Source organism: Kitasatospora sp. NPDC051984 (assembly GCF_044593455.1).
Classification (GTDB): domain Bacteria; phylum Actinomycetota; class Actinomycetes; order Streptomycetales; family Streptomycetaceae; genus Kitasatospora.
On the sequence record NZ_JBIUCB010000001.1, the window covers coordinates 362662 to 379745 of the forward strand.

A 17084-nucleotide genomic window follows, 5' to 3' on the forward strand; every position below is an offset into this window, starting at 1 on the left:
CCACGCCACGTGCGGGGCCCCCGCGCGGCGTAGGCTGGACACCCCCCGGGCGCACCGCGTTCCGGGACTGTCGCGCTGCCCGGCGGCCGTCTGCTTCCGGGCCAACTCCCCGCCGTGGAGAAATTGACGTATGAGCCTGTCCGGACTGCTCGATGTCGTCGTACGGGACGCCGCAATCGCCGAGGCGATCGAGGCGGCGGCCACGGGGCACAGGCAGCACCTCGACCTGGTCGGCCCGCCCGCCGCCCGGCCGTTCGCGATTGCGGCGCTGGCCCGTTCGCTGGCCGCCCGGGCCGGTGAGAGCGGCCGCCCGGTGCTGGCGGTCACCGCCACCGGCCGGGAGGCCGAGGACCTCGCCGCCTCGCTGCGCTCGCTGCTGCCGCCCGACGCGGTCGCCGAGTTCCCGGCCTGGGAGACGCTGCCGCACGAGCGGCTCTCCCCCCGCTCGGACACCGTCGGCCGCCGCCTCGCCGTGCTGCGCCGGATCGTCCACCCGCGTGCCGACGACCCCGCCGCGGGGCCGGTGCAGGTGGTGGTCGCCCCCGTGCGCAGCGTGCTGCAGCCGCAGGTGAAGGGCCTGGCCGAACTGGAGCCGGTGGCTCTGCGGCGCGGTGAGCAGCACGACCTGAACGAGGTCGCCCACAAGCTCGCGGCCGCCGCCTACGCCCGGGTCGAACTGGTCGAGAAGCGCGGCGAGTTCGCCGTCCGCGGCGGCATCCTGGACGTCTTCCCGCCGACCGAGGAGCACCCGCTGCGGGTGGAGTTCTGGGGCGACGACGTCGAGGAGATCCGCTACTTCAAGATCGCCGACCAGCGTTCGCTGGAGATCGCCGAGCACGGCCTGTGGGCGCCGCCCTGCCGCGAGCTGCTGCTGACCGACGAGGTGCGCGCCAAGGCCGCCGAACTGGCCGCCCGGCACCCCGAGTTGGGCGAGATCCTGGACAAGATCGCGCAGGGCATCGCGGTCGAGGGGATGGAGTCGCTGGCCCCCGTGCTGGTCGACGACATGGAGCTGCTGCTCGACGTGCTGCCCACCGGCTCGATCGCGGTGGTCTGCGACCCGGAGCGGGTCCGCACCCGGGCCGCGGACCTGGTCGCCACCAGCCAGGAGTTCCTGGCCGCGTCCTGGGTGGCCGCGGCCGCGGGCGCCGACCGGCCGATCGACCTGGAGGCGATCGACGTCTCCGCCGCGTCGCTCCGGTCGCTGGCCGACGTGCGCGAGCACGCCGCCGGGATCGGGCTGCCCTGGTGGTCGGTCAGCCCGTTCGCGACCAGTGACTCGACTGTTTCCGAGATCCTCGCCCGCGGCGGAGCCGCTGATTGGCACGGCGACGCCGACACGCTGACGCTCGGCATGCACGCCGTCGAGGCGTACCGGGGCGACACCGCGCGGGCGATCACCGACGCCCGGGAGCGGCTGGCCGCCGACTGGCGCGTGGTGCTGGTGACGGAGGGCCACGGCCCGGCCGCCCGACTGGCCGAGGTGCTCGGCAACGAGGGCATCCCGGCCCGGCTGGTCGCCGACCTCGGCGAGGCCCCGACCCGGGACGTCGTCTACGTCTCCTGCGGCTCGATCGAGCACGGCTTCGTCGACGAGGCCCTCAAGCTCACCGTCATCACCGAGACCGACCTGTCCGGCCAGAAGTCCTCCACCAAGGACATGCGCCGGATGCCGTCCCGCCGCCGCAACGCCATCGACCCGCTGGCGCTGGCCGCCGGCGACTACGTGGTGCACGAGCAGCACGGCGTCGGCCGGTACGTGGAGATGGTGCAGCGCACCGTGCAGGGCGCCACCCGCGAGTACCTGGTGCTGGAGTACGCGCCCGCCAAGCGCGGCCACCCCGGCGACCGGCTGTTCGTGCCCACCGACCAGCTCGACCAGGTCACCAAGTACGTCGGCGGCGAGGCCCCGACCCTGCACCGCCTCGGCGGCGCGGACTGGGCCAAGACCAAGCAGCGGGCCAAGAAGGCCGTCAAGGAGATCGCCGCCGACCTGATCAAGCTGTACTCGGCCCGCATGGCCGCCCCCGGCCACGCCTTCGGCCAGGACACCCCCTGGCAGCGGGAGCTGGAGGACGCCTTCCCGTACGCCGAGACCCCCGACCAGCTGACCACCATCGGCGAGGTCAAGTCGGACATGGAGAAGTCCGTTCCGATGGACCGGCTGATCTGCGGCGACGTCGGCTACGGCAAGACCGAGATCGCCGTCCGGGCCGCCTTCAAGGCCGTGCAGGACGGCAAGCAGGTGGCCGTCCTGGTGCCGACGACGCTGCTGGTGCAGCAGCACTTCTCGACCTTCGCCGAGCGGTACGCGAACTTCCCGGTCAACGTGAAGGCGCTGTCGCGCTTCCAGACCGACACCGAGGCGAAGGCCGTCCTGGAGGGCCTGTTCGAGGGCTCGGTGGACGTCGTCATCGGCACGCACCGGCTGTTCTCCTCGGAGACCCGGTTCAAGGACCTCGGCCTGGTCATCGTCGACGAGGAGCAGCGCTTCGGCGTCGAGCACAAGGAACAGCTGAAGAAGCTCCGGGCCAACGTGGACGTGCTCACCATGTCCGCCACCCCGATCCCGCGCACCCTGGAGATGGCGGTCACCGGCATCCGCGAGATGTCCACCATCACCACCCCGCCCGAGGAGCGCCACCCCGTCCTCACCTTCGTCGGCCCCTACGACGAGAAGCAGATCTCCGCGGCGATCCGGCGCGAACTGCTGCGCGAGGGCCAGGTGTTCTACATCCACAACCGGGTCGAGTCGATCGACAAGGCCGCCGCGCGGCTCAAGGACCTGGTGCCCGAGGCGCGCGTCGCCACCGCGCACGGGCAGATGGGGGAGACCCAACTCGAAAAGGTCGTCGTCGACTTCTGGGAGAAGGAGTTCGACGTCCTGGTCTCCACCACCATCGTCGAATCCGGCATCGACATCTCCAACGCCAACACCCTGATCGTCGAACGCGGCGACACGTTCGGGCTCTCGCAGCTCCACCAGCTGCGCGGCCGCGTCGGCCGAGGGCGGGAGCGTGGCTACGCGTACATGCTGTACCCGCCGGAGAAGCCGCTCACCGAGACCGCGCACGAACGCCTCGCCACCATCGCCCAGCACACCGAGATGGGCGCCGGCATGTACGTCGCCATGAAGGACCTGGAGATCCGCGGCGCGGGCAACCTGCTCGGCGGCGAACAGTCCGGCCACATCGCCGGCGTCGGCTTCGACCTCTACATGCGGATGGTCGGCGAAGCCGTCGCCGACTTCCGCCAGTCCCTGGAGAGCGGCGGCGCCGAACCGGAGGAGGAGCCGCTCGAAGTCAAGATCGAACTGCCGGTCGACGCACACGTCCCGCACGACTACGCCCCCGGCGAGCGGCTGCGCCTCCAGGCGTACCGGTCGATCGCGGCCGTCAACTCGGAGGCCGACATCGCGCAGGTCCGCGAGGAACTGACCGACCGCTACGGCAAGCTCCCCGAACCGGTCGAGAACCTCCTGCTGGTGGCCGGCCTGCGACTGTTCGCGCGGCGCTGCGGCATCGGCGACATCACCCTGCAGGGCAACTTCGTCCGCTTCGGGCCGGTCGACCTGCGCGAGTCCCAGCAACTCCGGCTGAACCGGCTCTACCCCCGCACCCAGATCAAGTCCGCGGCCCAGCAGCTGCTGGTGCCCCGGCCCAGCTCCGGCGGACGCATCGGCGGCAAGCCGCTGGTGGGGCGGGAGTTGCTGTCGTGGAGCACGGAGTTCCTGAGCACCATGTTCGACGACCTGAAGCGGTAAGCGGAGGGGCTCGAGCGAAAGCGGGGGCGCGGGGAACTGCGCGAAGCGGAAGGATCCGACCGCAAGATCGCGACGCAGGACAATGACCTGCACTTGATCGCGACCTTGCGGACGTGGTGTGCGCTTGTCGCGCAGTTCCCCGCGCCCCCAGTTTCGCGCCCGTCTGCGTTTCGCACCCACCTGCGTTTCGCGCCCGCCTGCGTGCCCTTACAGCTTCCACTGCCCCGTCTGCTGCGCGAAGCCGCTGTCCAGCGCGAACTGGATCTTGTCGAGCTTGGCGTCCGCCGGGATCTCGAAGGTGATGAAGCCGAGGGCGGTCTCGCCGGGGGCGATGTTCGCGGGGACGGGAAACTCGGGGCCGGCCTTGGTGTCGGCGACGGTGGAGCTGTAGCCCTGGCCCTTGTCGTCGAGGACCTTCGCGCTGTTGGCGGGGGCGTCGGCGTAGGCCGCGCTGCCGGTGGCCTTGATCCGGAACTGGACGGAGACGAAGCGCTTGCCGTCGGCGGGCTTGGTGTACTCGTCCGCGCCCTCCGAGTTGTCGACGACCTTCACCAGCGTGACGTCCGCGGTGTTGGACTTCTCCACGCCCTTCAGGCCGATGGTGTCGCCGGGCTTGGCCACCGAGGAGCCGGCCGCCTTGCCCTGGTCGCCGCCGGCGCTGGAGGCGCTCGCGGAGTCGGCGGCCTTGGGGGCGGTGGAGACGGAGCTCTTGTCGGGGCCGCAGGCGGTCGCGGCGGCGAGCAGGCAGGCGCCGAGGAGGACGGCGGCGGTGCGGCGGGTGCTGATGCGGATGGACATGACGGGCTCTCCCCCAGGGATTCTGCGGTGGGCCGGGGTTCCGGCGATGACTCCAGTAAAGCCCTGGCTGTGAACAGTGTCAATGCAAGTTCACGAAACGTCTCTGTTCACGTGTGAACGCGTCGGGGTGGCCTCCTGGCTATGCTGTGTGGCCACACCCAGCTGCTGAGGAGCCCGCGCATGTCGGAAAGTCCCGAGGTCACGGCCGCCGAGATCGCCCGGCTCGCCGGGGTCGGCAGGGCCGCCGTGTCCAACTGGCGCCGCCGCCACATCGACTTCCCCCGGCCCGCGGGCGGCACCGAGACCAGCCCGACGTTCCGGCTCGACCAGGTCGAACAGTGGCTCCGCGCGCAGGGGAAACTCGCCGAACTTCCGCTGCTGGAACGGGTCTGGCAGCAGCTGGAGCTGCTCCGCGACCCGTCCGGCTCGGCCGTCGCCCCGCTGGTGACGGCCGGTTCGCTGCTGCTCCTGCTGCACCGCGCCCCGTCCGCGTGGGCCGAACTCGCCGAGCAGCCGGACACCCGGCTGGCCACCGCGCTGCCCAAGGCGCTGCGCCGCACCGTCGGAGCGCTGCTCGGCCCGGACGCGCCCGCGACGCTCGACCTGCCGCTGATCGCCGGTGCCACCCACCTGGACCTTGCCCGGCTGCTGGCCCGGCTGACCGCGGAGAGCGCCCCCGCCGCCGCGTACGAGCAGCTGCTGACCAGGTACACCGAGGCCAACCCCCGCCTCCAGCAGCCGATTCCGGCCCAGACCGCCGCCCTGCTGGCCGCCCTCGCCGGACCGCCGGGCAGCGACCAGGCGGTGCTGGACCCGGCGTGCGGCACCGGCGGGGTGCTGCTCGCCGCCGCGCCCGCCGCGCGCCGCGGTCAGGACGCCGACCCGGGCCTGGCCGGCGTCGCACTGCTGCGCCTCGCGCTGGCCGCCCCCGCCGACCTCCCTGGCCCGCTGCCGGTGGACGTCCGGGCCGGGGACGCGCTGCGCGCCGACGCCTTCCCGGGGCTGGCCGCCGACGCCGTGCTGTGCCGGCCGCCGTACAACGAACGCGACTGGGGCCACGACCAGTTGCAGTACGACAGCCGCTGGCCCGGCGGGGTGGTGCCGCCGCGCGGCGAGTCCGAACTGGCCTGGGTGCTGCACTGCCTGGCGCACACCCGCCCCGGCGGGACGGCTGTCCTGCTGCTGCCGCCCACCGTCGCGTCCCGCCGGGCCGGCCGCCGGGTGCGGGCCGAACTCGTCCGCTCGGGAGCGCTGCGCGCCGTGATCGCGCTGCCCGCCGGCGTCGCCCCGCCCTACGGCGTGCCGCTGCACGTGTGGGTGCTGCGCGGACCCGAGCCCGGCGACGACTTCCGGCACCTGCTGCTGCTGGACGCCGCCGCCGACGGCGGCCGGGAACGGATCGACCGCACCGCGCTCCAGCAGGACGTCCTGACGGCGTGGCAGGCGTTCGACACCGCCGCCCGCACCGGCGGCCCGCTGCCCGCCGACCGGCCCGGCCGCTCCCGGGCCGTGCCCGCGCTCGACCTGCTGGACGACGAGACCGACCTCACCCCCGCCCGCCATCTGCCCGCCCTGCCCGCCGAGGCCGCCCCCGACGCACTCACCGCCCTGCGCGAACACCTGGCCGCCGAACTCGCCCGGCTCGCCGACCTGGACGCCGCCCTCCCCGCCCTCGCCGCCACCGGTGCGGCCGCACCCCCGCAGGTCAGCATCGGCGAACTCGCCCGCTCCGGCGCGCTCGAGGTGCACTCCTCCGGCCAGGGCGCCCCCGCCCGCCCCGGCGGCCGCACCCCGCTGCTCACCGACCAGGACCTCCAGGCCGCCGCCCTACCGAGCGCCGCCACCGACGCTTCGGACGCGCTGACGATCCGCCACGGTGACGTGCTGGTACCGGCGTTGGGCGGCGAGGGCGCACAGGCGGTGCACCCCGGCAGCCCCTACGCGGGCGCCGCACTCGGGGCCCGGCTCCACCTGCTCCGGCCCGACCCCGCACTGCTCGACCCCGACTTCCTGGCCGGCCAGCTCCGCGCCACCGGCGCCGGCCGACGCGCCAGCAGCTACGCATCCACCACCAGCCGCCTCGACATCCGCCGGGTCGAAGTCCCGCGCGTGCCGGTCGAGCAGCAGCTCGCCCTGGGCGCCGCGTTCCGTCAACTCGCCGACTACGAGGCCGCCCTGACCCGCACCACCACCGAGGCCCGCACCCTGACCCGCGCCCTCACCGACGCCCTCGCGGCCGGAACGGCGAAGCCATCCTGACGCGCTCTGGGGAACGGCGAAGCCGTTCAGGGGCTCGTGGGGGCACCTCCCAGCCCCCAAGGGCTGGGGTAGAACGGCGAGGGCGAGTCTGCAGAGGGCCAGCGGGGCGTGTGAGGTCCCGCCGTTTCCGGTCCCCGTCTTTGACCCGCCATCAGTCGTGGCAGCCGCTTCCGGTGGGGGTAGCGTGTGCGCAGCACATTCCCGTCGTCGAGGAGCGTCCATGCCCGCCCGCGCCGTCTCCGGCCCGCCCCGGATCTGGGTGACGCTGCTGTGCGCGGCGGTGCCGGTGCTGACCCTCGGGATGCTCGGCATGGTGCCCTCGCTGGTGCTGGCGGTGGGGCGGCGGCGCCGGGCCGACATCGTCGGCGCGATCATCATCGGGCTGATGCAGTTGGGGTTGTACGTGGGTGCCGGGCTGACCCCGGAGGGCGGGACGATCAACAACCTGGTGGGTCTGTTGCTGCTGCTCCCGCTGTTCCTCGGTACGCCGGTGCACTACCTGCTGATGAACCAGCGCCGGTTCTGGCCGCAGGCCGTCGCCACCCCGCCGCCGTACCCGTACCCGGCGCACCCCGGGTACTCGGCGTCGGCCCCGACGTACCCCTCCGGCACCCCGTACCCCTACCCGGCCCCGGCCCCGGTCGCGCAGCCCGCCACCCCGCCGCCCGCCGCCGCACCGGGTGGCGCGACCGGCACCGCCGAGCTGCGCGAGCTCGGTGAGCTGCTGCGCCGTCAGGCCGGGGACGGGCAGCCGTGAGCCGCACCGTCGGTGGGCGGTACGTGCTCGAGGAGAAGATCGGGCACGGCGGGATGGGGCAGGTCTGGGCGGCCCGGGACCAGCAGTTGGGGCGGCAGGTCGCGGTGAAGCTGCTGCGCGCCGACGCGGTGCCGGACCAGGCCGGGCGCGGCGACAGCCAGGGCGAGCTGCTGCGGCAGCGGTTCCTGCGCGAGTGCCGAATCGGCGCGTCCCTCGACCACCCGGGCCTGGTCACCGTGTACGACGCGGGCGCCGACGGGGACGAGCTCTACCTGGTGATGCAGCGGGTCCCCGGGATGAGCCTGGCCGACCTGATCGCCGAGGAGGGCCCGCTCGACGTTGTTCGGGCCGTCGCGGTCGCCGGGCAGCTGTGCGCCGCGCTGTCCGCCGTGCACGGGGCGGGGGTGGTCCACCGGGACCTGAAGCCGAGCAATGTGATGGTCCGTCCGGACGGGCGGGTGATCCTGCTCGACCTCGGCATCGCCGCCGCCATCGACCCCACCGCCACCCGGCTCACCCTCACCGGCAGTCCGATCGGCAGCCCCGCCTACATGGCCCCCGAGCAGGCCATGGCCGCCGACACCGACCGGCGCAGCGACCTGTACGCGCTCGGCTGCATGCTGCACGAGATGCTGGCCGGCGGCCCCCCGTTCCCCGCGCCCACCGCGCTCGGCGTGCTGCGTCGCCAGCTCGACGACCCGCCGCCGCCGCTGCGCGGCTTGCGTCTCGAAGTCCCGCCCGCGCTGGAGAAGTTGGTGCTGTGGCTGCTCGCCAAGCAGCCCGACCACCGGCCGGTCGACGCGGCCGAGGTGCACGCCCTGCTGATGCCGCTGCTGCCCGCCCCGACCGGCCGCCCGCGTACCCGGCTGCCCGCCGTCCCCGACCCGGCGGACCCGTACCGCTACCCGCACCATCCAGAGCCCGCAGGGGGAGCCGAACTGCCGCCGCCGGAGCCGGTGTTCATGCCTGTCGTGCCGCCGCCCGTCCGGTTCGAGCAGCCGCCCGGGCAGGAGACCCTGGCCGTGGCCTGCGCCCGGCTCTCCGACCTGGTCGCGGCGGGCCGGCACGGCGAGGTGCTCGAGCTGTCCGCACGGCTGCTGCCCCGGGCCGTCGCCGAGCAGGGCGAGGCCGCGCCGCTGGTGAAGACGGTGCGGGCGATCCGGGCCCGCACCCTGCTCGCCGAACGGCAGTGGGCCGAGGCGCTGCCCGAACTGCGCGTGCTGGCCGCCGCCGCGGCGGCCGAGCGCGACCCGGCCGCCCTCGACCACCGCCGCCACGCGGCCCGCTGCCTGGAGCAGCTCGGCCTCACCCGCGAGGCCCTCGCCGAGTACCAGGCCGTCCTCGCGTCCCTGCCGCCCGGCTCCGCGCACGCCCCTGAACTGCGCGAACGCATCGGCCTGTTGCTCGCCGCCACCGGCCACGTCGAGGCGGCCTGGCAGAGCCTGCTGGAACTCCTGCTGGAGACCGAGCGCCGTCAGGGCCCGCACCACCCCGACGTCCGCCGGCTGCGCGCGCACCTGGAGCAGCTCGGCAGCCACCGCACCACCACCAACCCGTACGCGACCTGACCGAGGAGCCGGCCCTGCGGCGTGTATCGGAAGTGGATCCCGGGCGGTGAACGATCGCGGTGCGGGCCGACCGGGCACACACTCGCGACGGTCCTCAGACGACGTCGAACTCGTTGCCCTCGGGATCCCGCATGGCCGCGGCGTACAGCCCCATGCTTGGCTCGTCCCTGATCTCCAGCACTGTGGCACCGGCCTCGACCAGCTGATCCACCGCGGCCCTGACCCGCTGCGCGCGGACGTCCAGCGGGACGTCACGACCGCCACCGACCGTGAGGTCGAAGTGCCACCGGTTCTTGACGGTCTTCGGCTCCGGCACCTGCTGGAACCACACGCGCGGTCCACGACCCGCCGGATCGACGATCGACTCCGGAATGTCGCCGGCCCCGGCCGGCAACTCCTCCGCAGGCACCCCTATCGCCTCCCAGTAGGCGCGCCACGTGGCGTGCCCGTCGGGCGCGGGCTCGGGCACATAGCCCAGGGCCTGCGCCCAGAAGGCCACCATCCGCTGCGGATCGGAGCAGTCGATCGTCAGCTGCATTGTCATCTCCATGCCCGGATCCTCCCAGGCGGATCTGACAGATCTGACGGATCTGACGGTCGATTCCGGCGTCGCCGCTGTGGGCGCCGAGATCGACCGCGACGATCCGCCGTCGCCGCGGCGGGGGCTGTCAGCCCGCCGGGGGGATGCGCCATTGCTGGGTGGTGTTGCCCGGGGTGCAGTTCTCCATGGTGGCCGCGTTGCCGGAGCCGTTGTCGGTCAGGCAGAGGCTGGCCATGTAGTCCTTGAGGTAGTACGCGCCCGGCGTGGGCGCCTGGACCACCGACCAGCTGGTCAGGACGTTGAATCCGGAGCGGAGGGTGACTGCCGTCCCGGTGGCGTTCTGGACCAGGATCGGCTTGCTCATGTTGCAGGGGTACAGCGTGTACCAGCCGCCCGGGTCCGGGCCGGAGCGGTACCAGCCGAACGAGGTGTTGCGGTCCATCACCGCCGCCGTGCCGCCCGCCAGGGTGTTCGCCGCCAGGCCGAGCCGCTGTCCGCTGCCCACCGAGGTCAGGTATCCCCAGCCGGCGCCCCCGCAGCCTGCGGGGGGTCCGGGGGTCGTGCCGCCGTTGGCGGGTGGCGTGTTCGGCGGGGCGGTGGTGCCGCCGGGTTGCTGATTGCCACCACCGTTGCCACCACCACCGTTGCCACCGCCACCGTTGCCACCGCCACCGTTGCTGCTGCCTCCGCCGCCGGTTCCGCCGCCGCCGGTTCCCCCGCCGCCCTGGGCCGGGCGGGTGTCGGTGGTGCCCGGCTGGTCGGACGAGGGCTGTTGCGGGCCGGGGGAGGGCGAGTCGGAGGCCGGGGCCGGGGCGGAGGCGGACGGCGAGGCGGACCCGGGCGGACCGCCCGACGTCGACGCCACCGGGAGGGGCGATCCGCCGCCGGGTGCCGAGACCGGGCCGGAACCCGTCTGCGAGGTGTCGGACTTCCACGGCGCGGCCTGGACCAGGAAGACGCCGCCCGTGCCCAGGGAGATCACCACCGGCACGACGATCGGCAGCAGCAGCCGGCGCCGCCGGCTCTCCGGGGGAGGGGTCTCCGCGGTCCGCGCGCCGGTGTCCGCCGGAGGGGCGGCCGGGACGGTGCTCGGCGTCGGGCTGTCCGGCACGGTGGCCAGCAGCGTGTCCGCTGCCACCGCCTTTGCCGAGGCCGGAAGTTCGGCCGCCGAGCGCGCCGCCGCGGCCATCGCCGCCGCGTCCGGGAAGCGGTCCGCCGGGTCCTTGGCGAGCGCCCGCGCGACGAACGCCCGCACCGGCGCCGGGAACGCCTCGGCCAGTCCCGGCGGCGGCTGCTGGAGGTGCTTGACCACCACCTCCAGCACTGTTTCACCCGTGAACGGCGGTTGCCCCGTGAGCAGTTCGAAGCAGACCACACCGATCGAGTACAGGTCGGAGCGGGGCGTGACGGCCTGGCCGCCGGCCTGCTCCGGCGCCGCGTACAGGGCCGTGCCCAGCACCGAGTGGGTGGTCGTCAGCCGGGTGCCCGCCAACGCCCGGGCTATCCCGAAGTCCGTGACCACCACGCCGCCGTCGTCCCGCACCATCAGGTTCGACGGCTTCAGGTCCCGGTGCACGATGTCCCGCGCGTGCGCGGCGTGCAGCGCGTCCAGCGCCTCCGCGACCAGCCCCAGCGCCCGGGCCGGCACCATCGGGCCGTCCTGCGCCAGCACCAGGTGCAGCGGGCGGCCCTCGATCAGCTCCATCACGATGTACGTCGCCCGGACGTCGGTGGTCTCGGCCGGCTCGCAGTAGTCGATCACCTGGACGATGCCCGGATGCCGCACCGTCGCCAGGATCCGGGCCTCGCGCCGGAACCGCTCGATGAAGTCCTGCTCGTCACCCAGCCCCGGATGCATCACCTTGATCGCGACTGCCCGGCCCAGTACCCCGTCCTCGGCCCGCCAGACCTCGCCCATGCCGCCACTGCCCAGCCGCTCACCCAGCGTGTAGCGCCCGCCCAGTACTGTGCCCGGTCCCCACATCCCGCTTCCCCCATGAATCGGGCTGACATGACATCTCGTCAAGAGTCCCAAGCTTTCCGGACCCGCGACACCCGCCCGCCGTCAATCCCGCTCCTCGTTGCCGAACTGCGACCTGCGACCTGCGATGTCCGCGTCCGACCGGGCCGAAGCCGACCACCAGGTCGACGGAGTGCGGTCTACCGCAGTGCCACCCAGAACGAGCTGGTCGAGTTGGCGGCCTGGCCGAACGTCACCTTCGCGGGCAGCCCGGTCTGGCCGGTGCCGTACTGGCCGTAGCGTGGCGGCTGGCCGGGGAGGCCCACGTTGATGGCCGTGGTGGAGAGGAAGGAGCCGCGGCCGAAGCCGGGGCTTGTGGCGCCGTTGGTGAGCAGGGCCACCCAGTACGAGCCGGCGGGCAGGACGGCGGGCACGCCGGCGGTCCTGGTCAGCGGGACGGTCTTCAGGCCGGTCCCGGTCCAGTCGGCACTCTGGTCCGCGCTGCTCGCCAGCAGCGACCCGTCCGCCCCGTACAGGCCCACCAGGTTCTGGCCGGCCGTCAGCCCGGCGCCGGCGCCGGTGACGGCGACCAGCGCCGCGGAGACCTGCTGCGGGGTGCGCAGCAGGACCCGGACCAGCTGGATCGTCCCGGGCGTCGGCGCCCCGGTGCTGCCGAGCGAGGACGGGTCGAACGCCCAGGTCAGCAGCCCCTGATCGACGGGCTGCGGGGTCGGGTCGAGCAGCGGGGTGACGACTCCCGCGCTCGCGAAGGACAGCTGGTCGGGGCCGCTGCGCAGCCCGTCGGAGGGGTTCCAGGCGGTGGCGTTGTTCTGATACGTGCCGGTGATCAGGTTCGGTCCGGTGCTCAGCCGGCCCTGCCCGTCCCAGTTGACCGCCTGCCCGCCCGCGATCGTGGACAGCGCCGCGGCCTGCAGGCCCACCGAGGACGAAGTGGCCACGGTGAGGCCGTAGTACGGGGACTCCTTCGTCGCCTTGTCGTCGCGGAACGCCGTGACCACCATGCCGGTCAGCAGGACGGGCGCGGTGCAGCCGGTGATGCTGACGCCGGAGAACCGGCCGCCCGCGGTGCTGCCGTCCCGGCGGGCGCAGCAGCCGTCGAACTGGACCGCGGCCACGCCGCCGATCCGCTCCAGGTGGAAGCCGTCCTGCTCGTTCTGGTCGGTGGTGCAGGCGGTGAGGACGACCGCGCCGATCGGCTGGTCGTCCGTCCACTCGAAGCCGTGCCGCGCGCTGTGTTCGGAACGGCACTGCGCGAACTGGTTGTTGCTGGACCGGACGAGCCGCCAGCCGGACCCTCCGGTGCCGTACGCCAGGCAGCCGGTGAACTGGCTGTCCCGGGCGTCCAGTTCGAAGCCGTTCCCCTGGGTGCCCCAGGTGCCGACCTGGCGGAACCGGACGGTGGTCGGGGCCTTGTCGTTCGCCGCGAGCAGCCGGATCCCGGCGCCCTTGGTCTGCGTCACCTGGACGTTCTCCACCAGCAGTTGGGAGACCGCCCCGACCACGTCCAGGCCGACTGCCGTCCCGGGCGGGGCGTCCGCCGCGCGCAGCGTGAGGTCGCGGATCGACACCGCGATGTTCTCGCCCCGGCTGTCGTCGATCAGCATCAACTGGTTGCCGGAGAACGACGGCGAGGCGTTGATCACCGTCTCCCGGGAACCGCCGCCCGAGTACCAGGACGAGCCGCTGCCCTGGATCCGCACGCCGGTCGGTACCACCAGCGGCGACGAGATCAGGTAGTTGCCGGTCGGCAGGACCACCACGCCGCCCGGACCGGCATCGTTCAACGCCTTCTGCAGCGCCGGCGCGTCGTCGCCCGTGCCGTCGCCCTTGGCCTGGTAGGCCACCTTGACGTCGATCCAGCCCAGCGGCCGGGCCGGGTCGGCGACGGCCGCCGCCGCGCTCCCGGTGCCCGCCATCGTCGCCGCGCCGACTCCCGCGCCGGCCGCGGCGACCCGCAGCAGGTTCCGTCGAGTGGTCATGTTCCGTGTCCCCCAGGTGAGTAGGCCGAATCGCGGCAGATCCTAGGCGAACGTTCGTCCACCCCCGGGAGCGGTGGACGATCTCGGACGGGGGACCTGCGCGCGGGGTCTGGCACCAGGGGACGGGGCTCCCTATTGTTCGTCCCAGCCACGTACGCGAAGCACCACCGGAACGCGCTCCATCGACCAGGAGGCCCCAGTGACCCGCACCAGCTCCGTCCGCCGACTGCGCGCCGCACTCGGCGTGACAGTCGCCGCCGCCGCGCTCTCCGCCTGCGGCGGGGCACCGGCGTACCAGGGGGCCGCCGCCGTGGTCGGCGACGAGCGGATCACCATCGCGCAGGTGCAGGCCAGGATGTCGGCGGTCCGCGCGGGCGGTGCCGGGCAGGCCGGCGGGCAGGCGGCGAACGAACAGTCCGGGCTGGTCAGGCACACCGTCAACGAGCTGATCTTCGACAAGGTGATCGGCCGGGCGCTGGCGGACCGCCGGCTGAAGGTCGACGCGAGCGAGATCGGCGCGGCCCGGGCCGCGGACAGCCGCACCGTGGGCGGCGACGCCAAGTTGGCCGAGCTGCTGCGGGTCAAGCAGGGCGTCCCGGCCGACGGGATCGACGACTTCTACCGCCAGCAGCTCGGCCTCACCAAGCTGGCCGGCGGCCAGGACCCGACCGGCGCCGCCGGTGACGCCGCGATCCGCAAGGCCCTGGTGGACGCGGGCACCGCGCTGCACATCCAGGTCAACCCGCGCTACGGGACGTGGGACACCGCCCGGATCGGACTCACCGACACCAACGACAACTGGCTGCCGATGAACGTCCGCCCGCTCTGATCCGGGCCCACTCCGCTCCGGGCCCACTCCGCTCCGGGCCCGCTCCGCTCCGGGCCCACTCCGCTCCGGATCGGTACAACTCGGGCTAGCACAGCGACAGGTCGCAGCCGCCACCCCAGGAGGTGTCGCCGGTCGTGCTCGCGCCGTCGGCCCGCACGGCCGCCGCCGGGCCGGACTGGGTCGCCGCGATCATCGCGGGGGCCGCGCCGGCCAGGGCGAGCAGCAGACCGGCGAACGCGACGGTGCGAGCGAACCGCTTCATGGCAGAGTCCTCCTGAGGACGGGAAGAGACGGGGATCTCGGTGTCCGGGCTTTCAACCAAGGCCCGGCGCCTGGGAACTAGCATGACGACCGCCGGGTGCCCGAACCATCGTGCAGCCACCTCACCAACTGCTCTGGCAGCAAGATGACCGAGGGACGAAAATGGACCTATCGGCCCAAGCTCCGTGCGCCGGAGTCGAGTTCGCGCCCGATCCGGCCGATGCCGCGGCCTACTCCTGGGTGCTGGAACACGGCCGCCTCGACCCCGACGCGCTGGCCGGACACCTCGCCCGCCAAGGGCTCGACCCGGCCGCCGCCACCACCGCCCTGGACCGCCTGGCCGCCTGGCAGCTGCTCCAGCCCGACCCGGCCGACCCCGCCCGCTGCCGGGCCCTGCCCCCGCAGACCGCGATCGCCGCACTCGCCGCCCCCGTCGAGGCCGAGATCCAGCGCAGCCGCGCCGAACTCGCCCACCGCCAGGCCCAGGTGGCCGGTTTCCTGGCCTACCACCGGCAGGTCCGGGAGACCGGCGGAGCGGGCGAGATCGAGGTGATCGGCGACCTCCAGGACGTCCGCGACGCCCTCGACCGGGCCTCCGCCGAATGCCGCAGCGAAGTGCTCACCAGCCAGCCCGGCGGCGGCTCCCGCGTCCCCGCCGCGATGGAGGAGGCCCTGCGCCGCGACCGCGCCCTGCTCGGCCGAGGGGTCCGGATGCGCACCCTCTACCACCACACCGCCCGCTTCAACGGCCCCAGCCAGGCCTATGTGGAGGCCGCCACCGCCCTCGGCGCCGAATACCGCACAGCGCACGAGCTGTTCGGCCGCCTCATCGTCTTCGACCGCGAACTCGCCTTCCTCCCCCTCAGTGACGGCACCTGGGGCGCGCTGGTGGTCCGGCAGGAAGCGCTGCTCGCCTACCTCTGCGGCATCTTCGAACAGGCCTGGTCGCTTGCCCGCCCGTTCGCCGCCGCCGCCGAGGACGGCCTCGAACAGGTCTCCCAGGAACTCGACCGCACCATCGTCCGCATGCTCGCCGCCGGCCTCAAGGACGAGGCCATCGCCCGCCGCCTCGGCATGTCACTGCGCACCGCACGCCGCCACATCGCCGACATCATGGACGAGTTGGGCGCCGAGAGCCGCTTCCAGGCCGGCGTCGCCGCCGCCCGGGCCGGCCTGCTCGACGACTGACTCACCCCACCTCCGCGTGTCACGCGGTCCCGGGACCGGCCACCCGTTACCGGTCGCCCGGGACCGCCAAGCCGTGACTGTCCGTCAATACCGCCGCACCGCACTATTGATGTCAGCGGGGCACACCGGGCCCCACCGGACAGCGGAACGGAGGTGGCGACAGTGCACTGGGGACAGGACGAAGACCGTCCGGCCGACCAGGAACGCGAGGTCGTCGCCTTCCTGAACCGCCGACTCGGCACCGGCCCGGCACTCCTGTGGACCGAAGGCGAACACCCCGGCCGCAACCCGCCGGACGCCGCCCCGACGCACGGCGCGGCCCACTGGGCCGACACCCTGCGTCACCACCTCGGCCGCCCCGTCGAACCCGCCCCGAGCCGGCCCGTCCGGCGGCTCGCCGCCCCGGAGGACAGCAGCCTGCTGCTCTTCCAGCACCACGGCGGAAGCCGGGTCCACCCCACCGGCCTCGGAACCCACCAGGGCGTCCGGCTCCTCCCCGGCCACTGGCTGCTGCTGCCCCCCGGCTGCGGCTGCGACCTCCAGTGCCGCCCCGGCGCCGAACCCCTGGCCCTGCGGATCCCGACCGTCTGACCCCCCGAGCCGCGCCCGTGGGCGGAACACGCCCCGAGCGGCCCGATTCATCCCGATTCATCCCTCTCCCCTTAGGAGTCCTGTCATGGGTGTTCAGAGCACCGAGTCCGCTTCGAAGTTCGCCGCGCTGGCCCGTCAGGCCGCGCTGTCGGTGGCGGTTGCCGCCGCCGTGGGTGGCGCCGTGTTCGCGCCGGCCGTCTCGGCCCAGGCCGCGACCGCCCCGTCCGTGACCGCGGGCACCGTGACGCCGGACGGCTGCGCGGACTGCTACCCCGACGTCATCTGATCCACCACCCCTCACCCCGACACACACGACCAAGAAGGAGCCCTGCCATGGGTGTTCAGAGCACCGAGTCCGCTTCGAAGTTCGCCGCGCTGGCCCGTCAGGCCGCGCTGTCGGTGGCGGTTGCCGCCGCCGTGGGTGGCGCCGTGTTCGCGCCGGCCGTCTCGGCCCAGGCCGCGACCGCGCCGTCCGTGACCGCGGGCACCGTGACGCCGGACGGCTGCGCGGACTGCTACCCCGACGTCATCTGATCCACCACCCCTCACCCCGACACACACGACCAAGA

At 73.7% G+C, this 17084-nt stretch carries 14 protein-coding genes; 9 read left to right on the top strand and 5 right to left on the bottom strand.

Annotated elements, in window-relative coordinates; genetic code table 11:
* Nucleotides 1-130: 130 nt before the first annotated feature.
* Entirely contained in the window at nucleotides 131-3763 is a 3633-nt protein-coding gene (mfd, locus tag ACIHEI_RS01670) for a transcription-repair coupling factor (RefSeq protein WP_396605252.1), read from the top strand.
* Between the two features lie 207 nt (nucleotides 3764-3970).
* On the opposite strand, the gene ACIHEI_RS01675 is transcribed toward mfd, so the two are convergent.
* Nucleotides 3971-4561: a DUF4352 domain-containing protein gene (locus ACIHEI_RS01675; protein ID WP_396605253.1), complete on the bottom strand. Its 591-nt coding sequence runs from the start codon at nucleotides 4559-4561 to the stop codon at nucleotides 3971-3973.
* A 180-nt stretch (nucleotides 4562-4741) separates the two neighbouring features.
* Between ACIHEI_RS01675 and ACIHEI_RS01680 the strand changes: the two genes are divergently transcribed.
* The 3 genes from ACIHEI_RS01680 (at nucleotide 4742) to ACIHEI_RS01690 (ending at nucleotide 9145) form a co-directional block, all read left to right on the top strand.
* Nucleotides 4742-6820: an N-6 DNA methylase gene (locus ACIHEI_RS01680; RefSeq protein WP_396605254.1), complete on the top strand. Its 2079-nt coding sequence runs from the start codon at nucleotides 4742-4744 to the stop codon at nucleotides 6818-6820.
* 220 nt (nucleotides 6821-7040) lie between these two features.
* Complete coding sequence (locus ACIHEI_RS01685; RefSeq protein WP_396605255.1) at nucleotides 7041-7577, top strand: hypothetical protein; 537 nt, start codon at nucleotides 7041-7043, stop codon at nucleotides 7575-7577.
* On the top strand, nucleotides 7574-9145 hold the full coding sequence (locus tag ACIHEI_RS01690) for a serine/threonine-protein kinase (RefSeq protein ID WP_396605256.1): 1572 nt from the start codon (nucleotides 7574-7576) through the stop codon (nucleotides 9143-9145). The genes ACIHEI_RS01685 and ACIHEI_RS01690 overlap by 4 nt, the downstream gene beginning before the upstream one ends.
* A gap of 94 nt (nucleotides 9146-9239) precedes the next feature.
* Here ACIHEI_RS01690 and ACIHEI_RS01695 read toward each other — a convergent pair whose 3' ends face one another.
* From ACIHEI_RS01695 to ACIHEI_RS01705, 3 genes are all read right to left on the bottom strand, one after another.
* Nucleotides 9240-9695 (bottom strand): VOC family protein, encoded by a 456-nt coding sequence (locus ACIHEI_RS01695; RefSeq protein WP_387638023.1) that lies wholly within the window; start codon nucleotides 9693-9695, stop codon nucleotides 9240-9242.
* A 118-nt stretch (nucleotides 9696-9813) separates the two neighbouring features.
* Nucleotides 9814-11670: a protein kinase gene (locus ACIHEI_RS01700; protein WP_396605257.1), complete on the bottom strand. Its 1857-nt coding sequence runs from the start codon at nucleotides 11668-11670 to the stop codon at nucleotides 9814-9816.
* Nucleotides 11671-11846: 176 nt separating this feature from the next.
* Entirely contained in the window at nucleotides 11847-13646 is a 1800-nt protein-coding gene (locus tag ACIHEI_RS01705; RefSeq protein ID WP_396605258.1) for a glycosyl hydrolase family 28-related protein, read from the bottom strand.
* A 199-nt stretch (nucleotides 13647-13845) separates the two neighbouring features.
* Here ACIHEI_RS01705 and ACIHEI_RS01710 point away from each other — a divergent pair, with 199 nt between their 5' ends.
* Complete coding sequence (locus ACIHEI_RS01710) at nucleotides 13846-14475, top strand: hypothetical protein (protein ID WP_396605259.1); 630 nt, start codon at nucleotides 13846-13848, stop codon at nucleotides 14473-14475.
* An 85-nt stretch (nucleotides 14476-14560) separates the two neighbouring features.
* On the opposite strand, the gene ACIHEI_RS01715 is transcribed toward ACIHEI_RS01710, so the two are convergent.
* A complete protein-coding gene (locus ACIHEI_RS01715; RefSeq protein ID WP_396605260.1) occupies nucleotides 14561-14737 on the bottom strand; it encodes a hypothetical protein in 177 nt (58 codons plus the stop codon).
* 161 nt (nucleotides 14738-14898) lie between these two features.
* Between ACIHEI_RS01715 and ACIHEI_RS01720 the strand changes: the two genes are divergently transcribed.
* The 4 genes from ACIHEI_RS01720 to ACIHEI_RS01735 all read left to right on the top strand — a co-directional run bounded on the left by ACIHEI_RS01720 (nucleotide 14899) and on the right by ACIHEI_RS01735 (nucleotide 17049).
* Nucleotides 14899-15924 carry a LuxR C-terminal-related transcriptional regulator gene (locus ACIHEI_RS01720; RefSeq protein WP_396605261.1) on the top strand — a complete coding sequence of 342 codons (1026 nt, stop codon included), beginning with the start codon at nucleotides 14899-14901 and terminating at the stop codon, nucleotides 15922-15924.
* 162 nt (nucleotides 15925-16086) lie between these two features.
* Nucleotides 16087-16515, top strand: a complete 429-nt coding sequence (locus ACIHEI_RS01725; RefSeq protein ID WP_396605262.1) for a hypothetical protein — start codon at nucleotides 16087-16089, stop codon at nucleotides 16513-16515.
* Nucleotides 16516-16600: 85 nt separating this feature from the next.
* Nucleotides 16601-16801, top strand: coding sequence for a hypothetical protein (locus ACIHEI_RS01730; RefSeq protein ID WP_396605263.1), 201 nt, complete (start codon nucleotides 16601-16603; stop codon nucleotides 16799-16801).
* Between the two features lie 47 nt (nucleotides 16802-16848).
* On the top strand, nucleotides 16849-17049 hold the full coding sequence (locus ACIHEI_RS01735; protein WP_396605263.1) for a hypothetical protein: 201 nt from the start codon (nucleotides 16849-16851) through the stop codon (nucleotides 17047-17049).
* Nucleotides 17050-17084 lie beyond the last annotated feature (35 nt).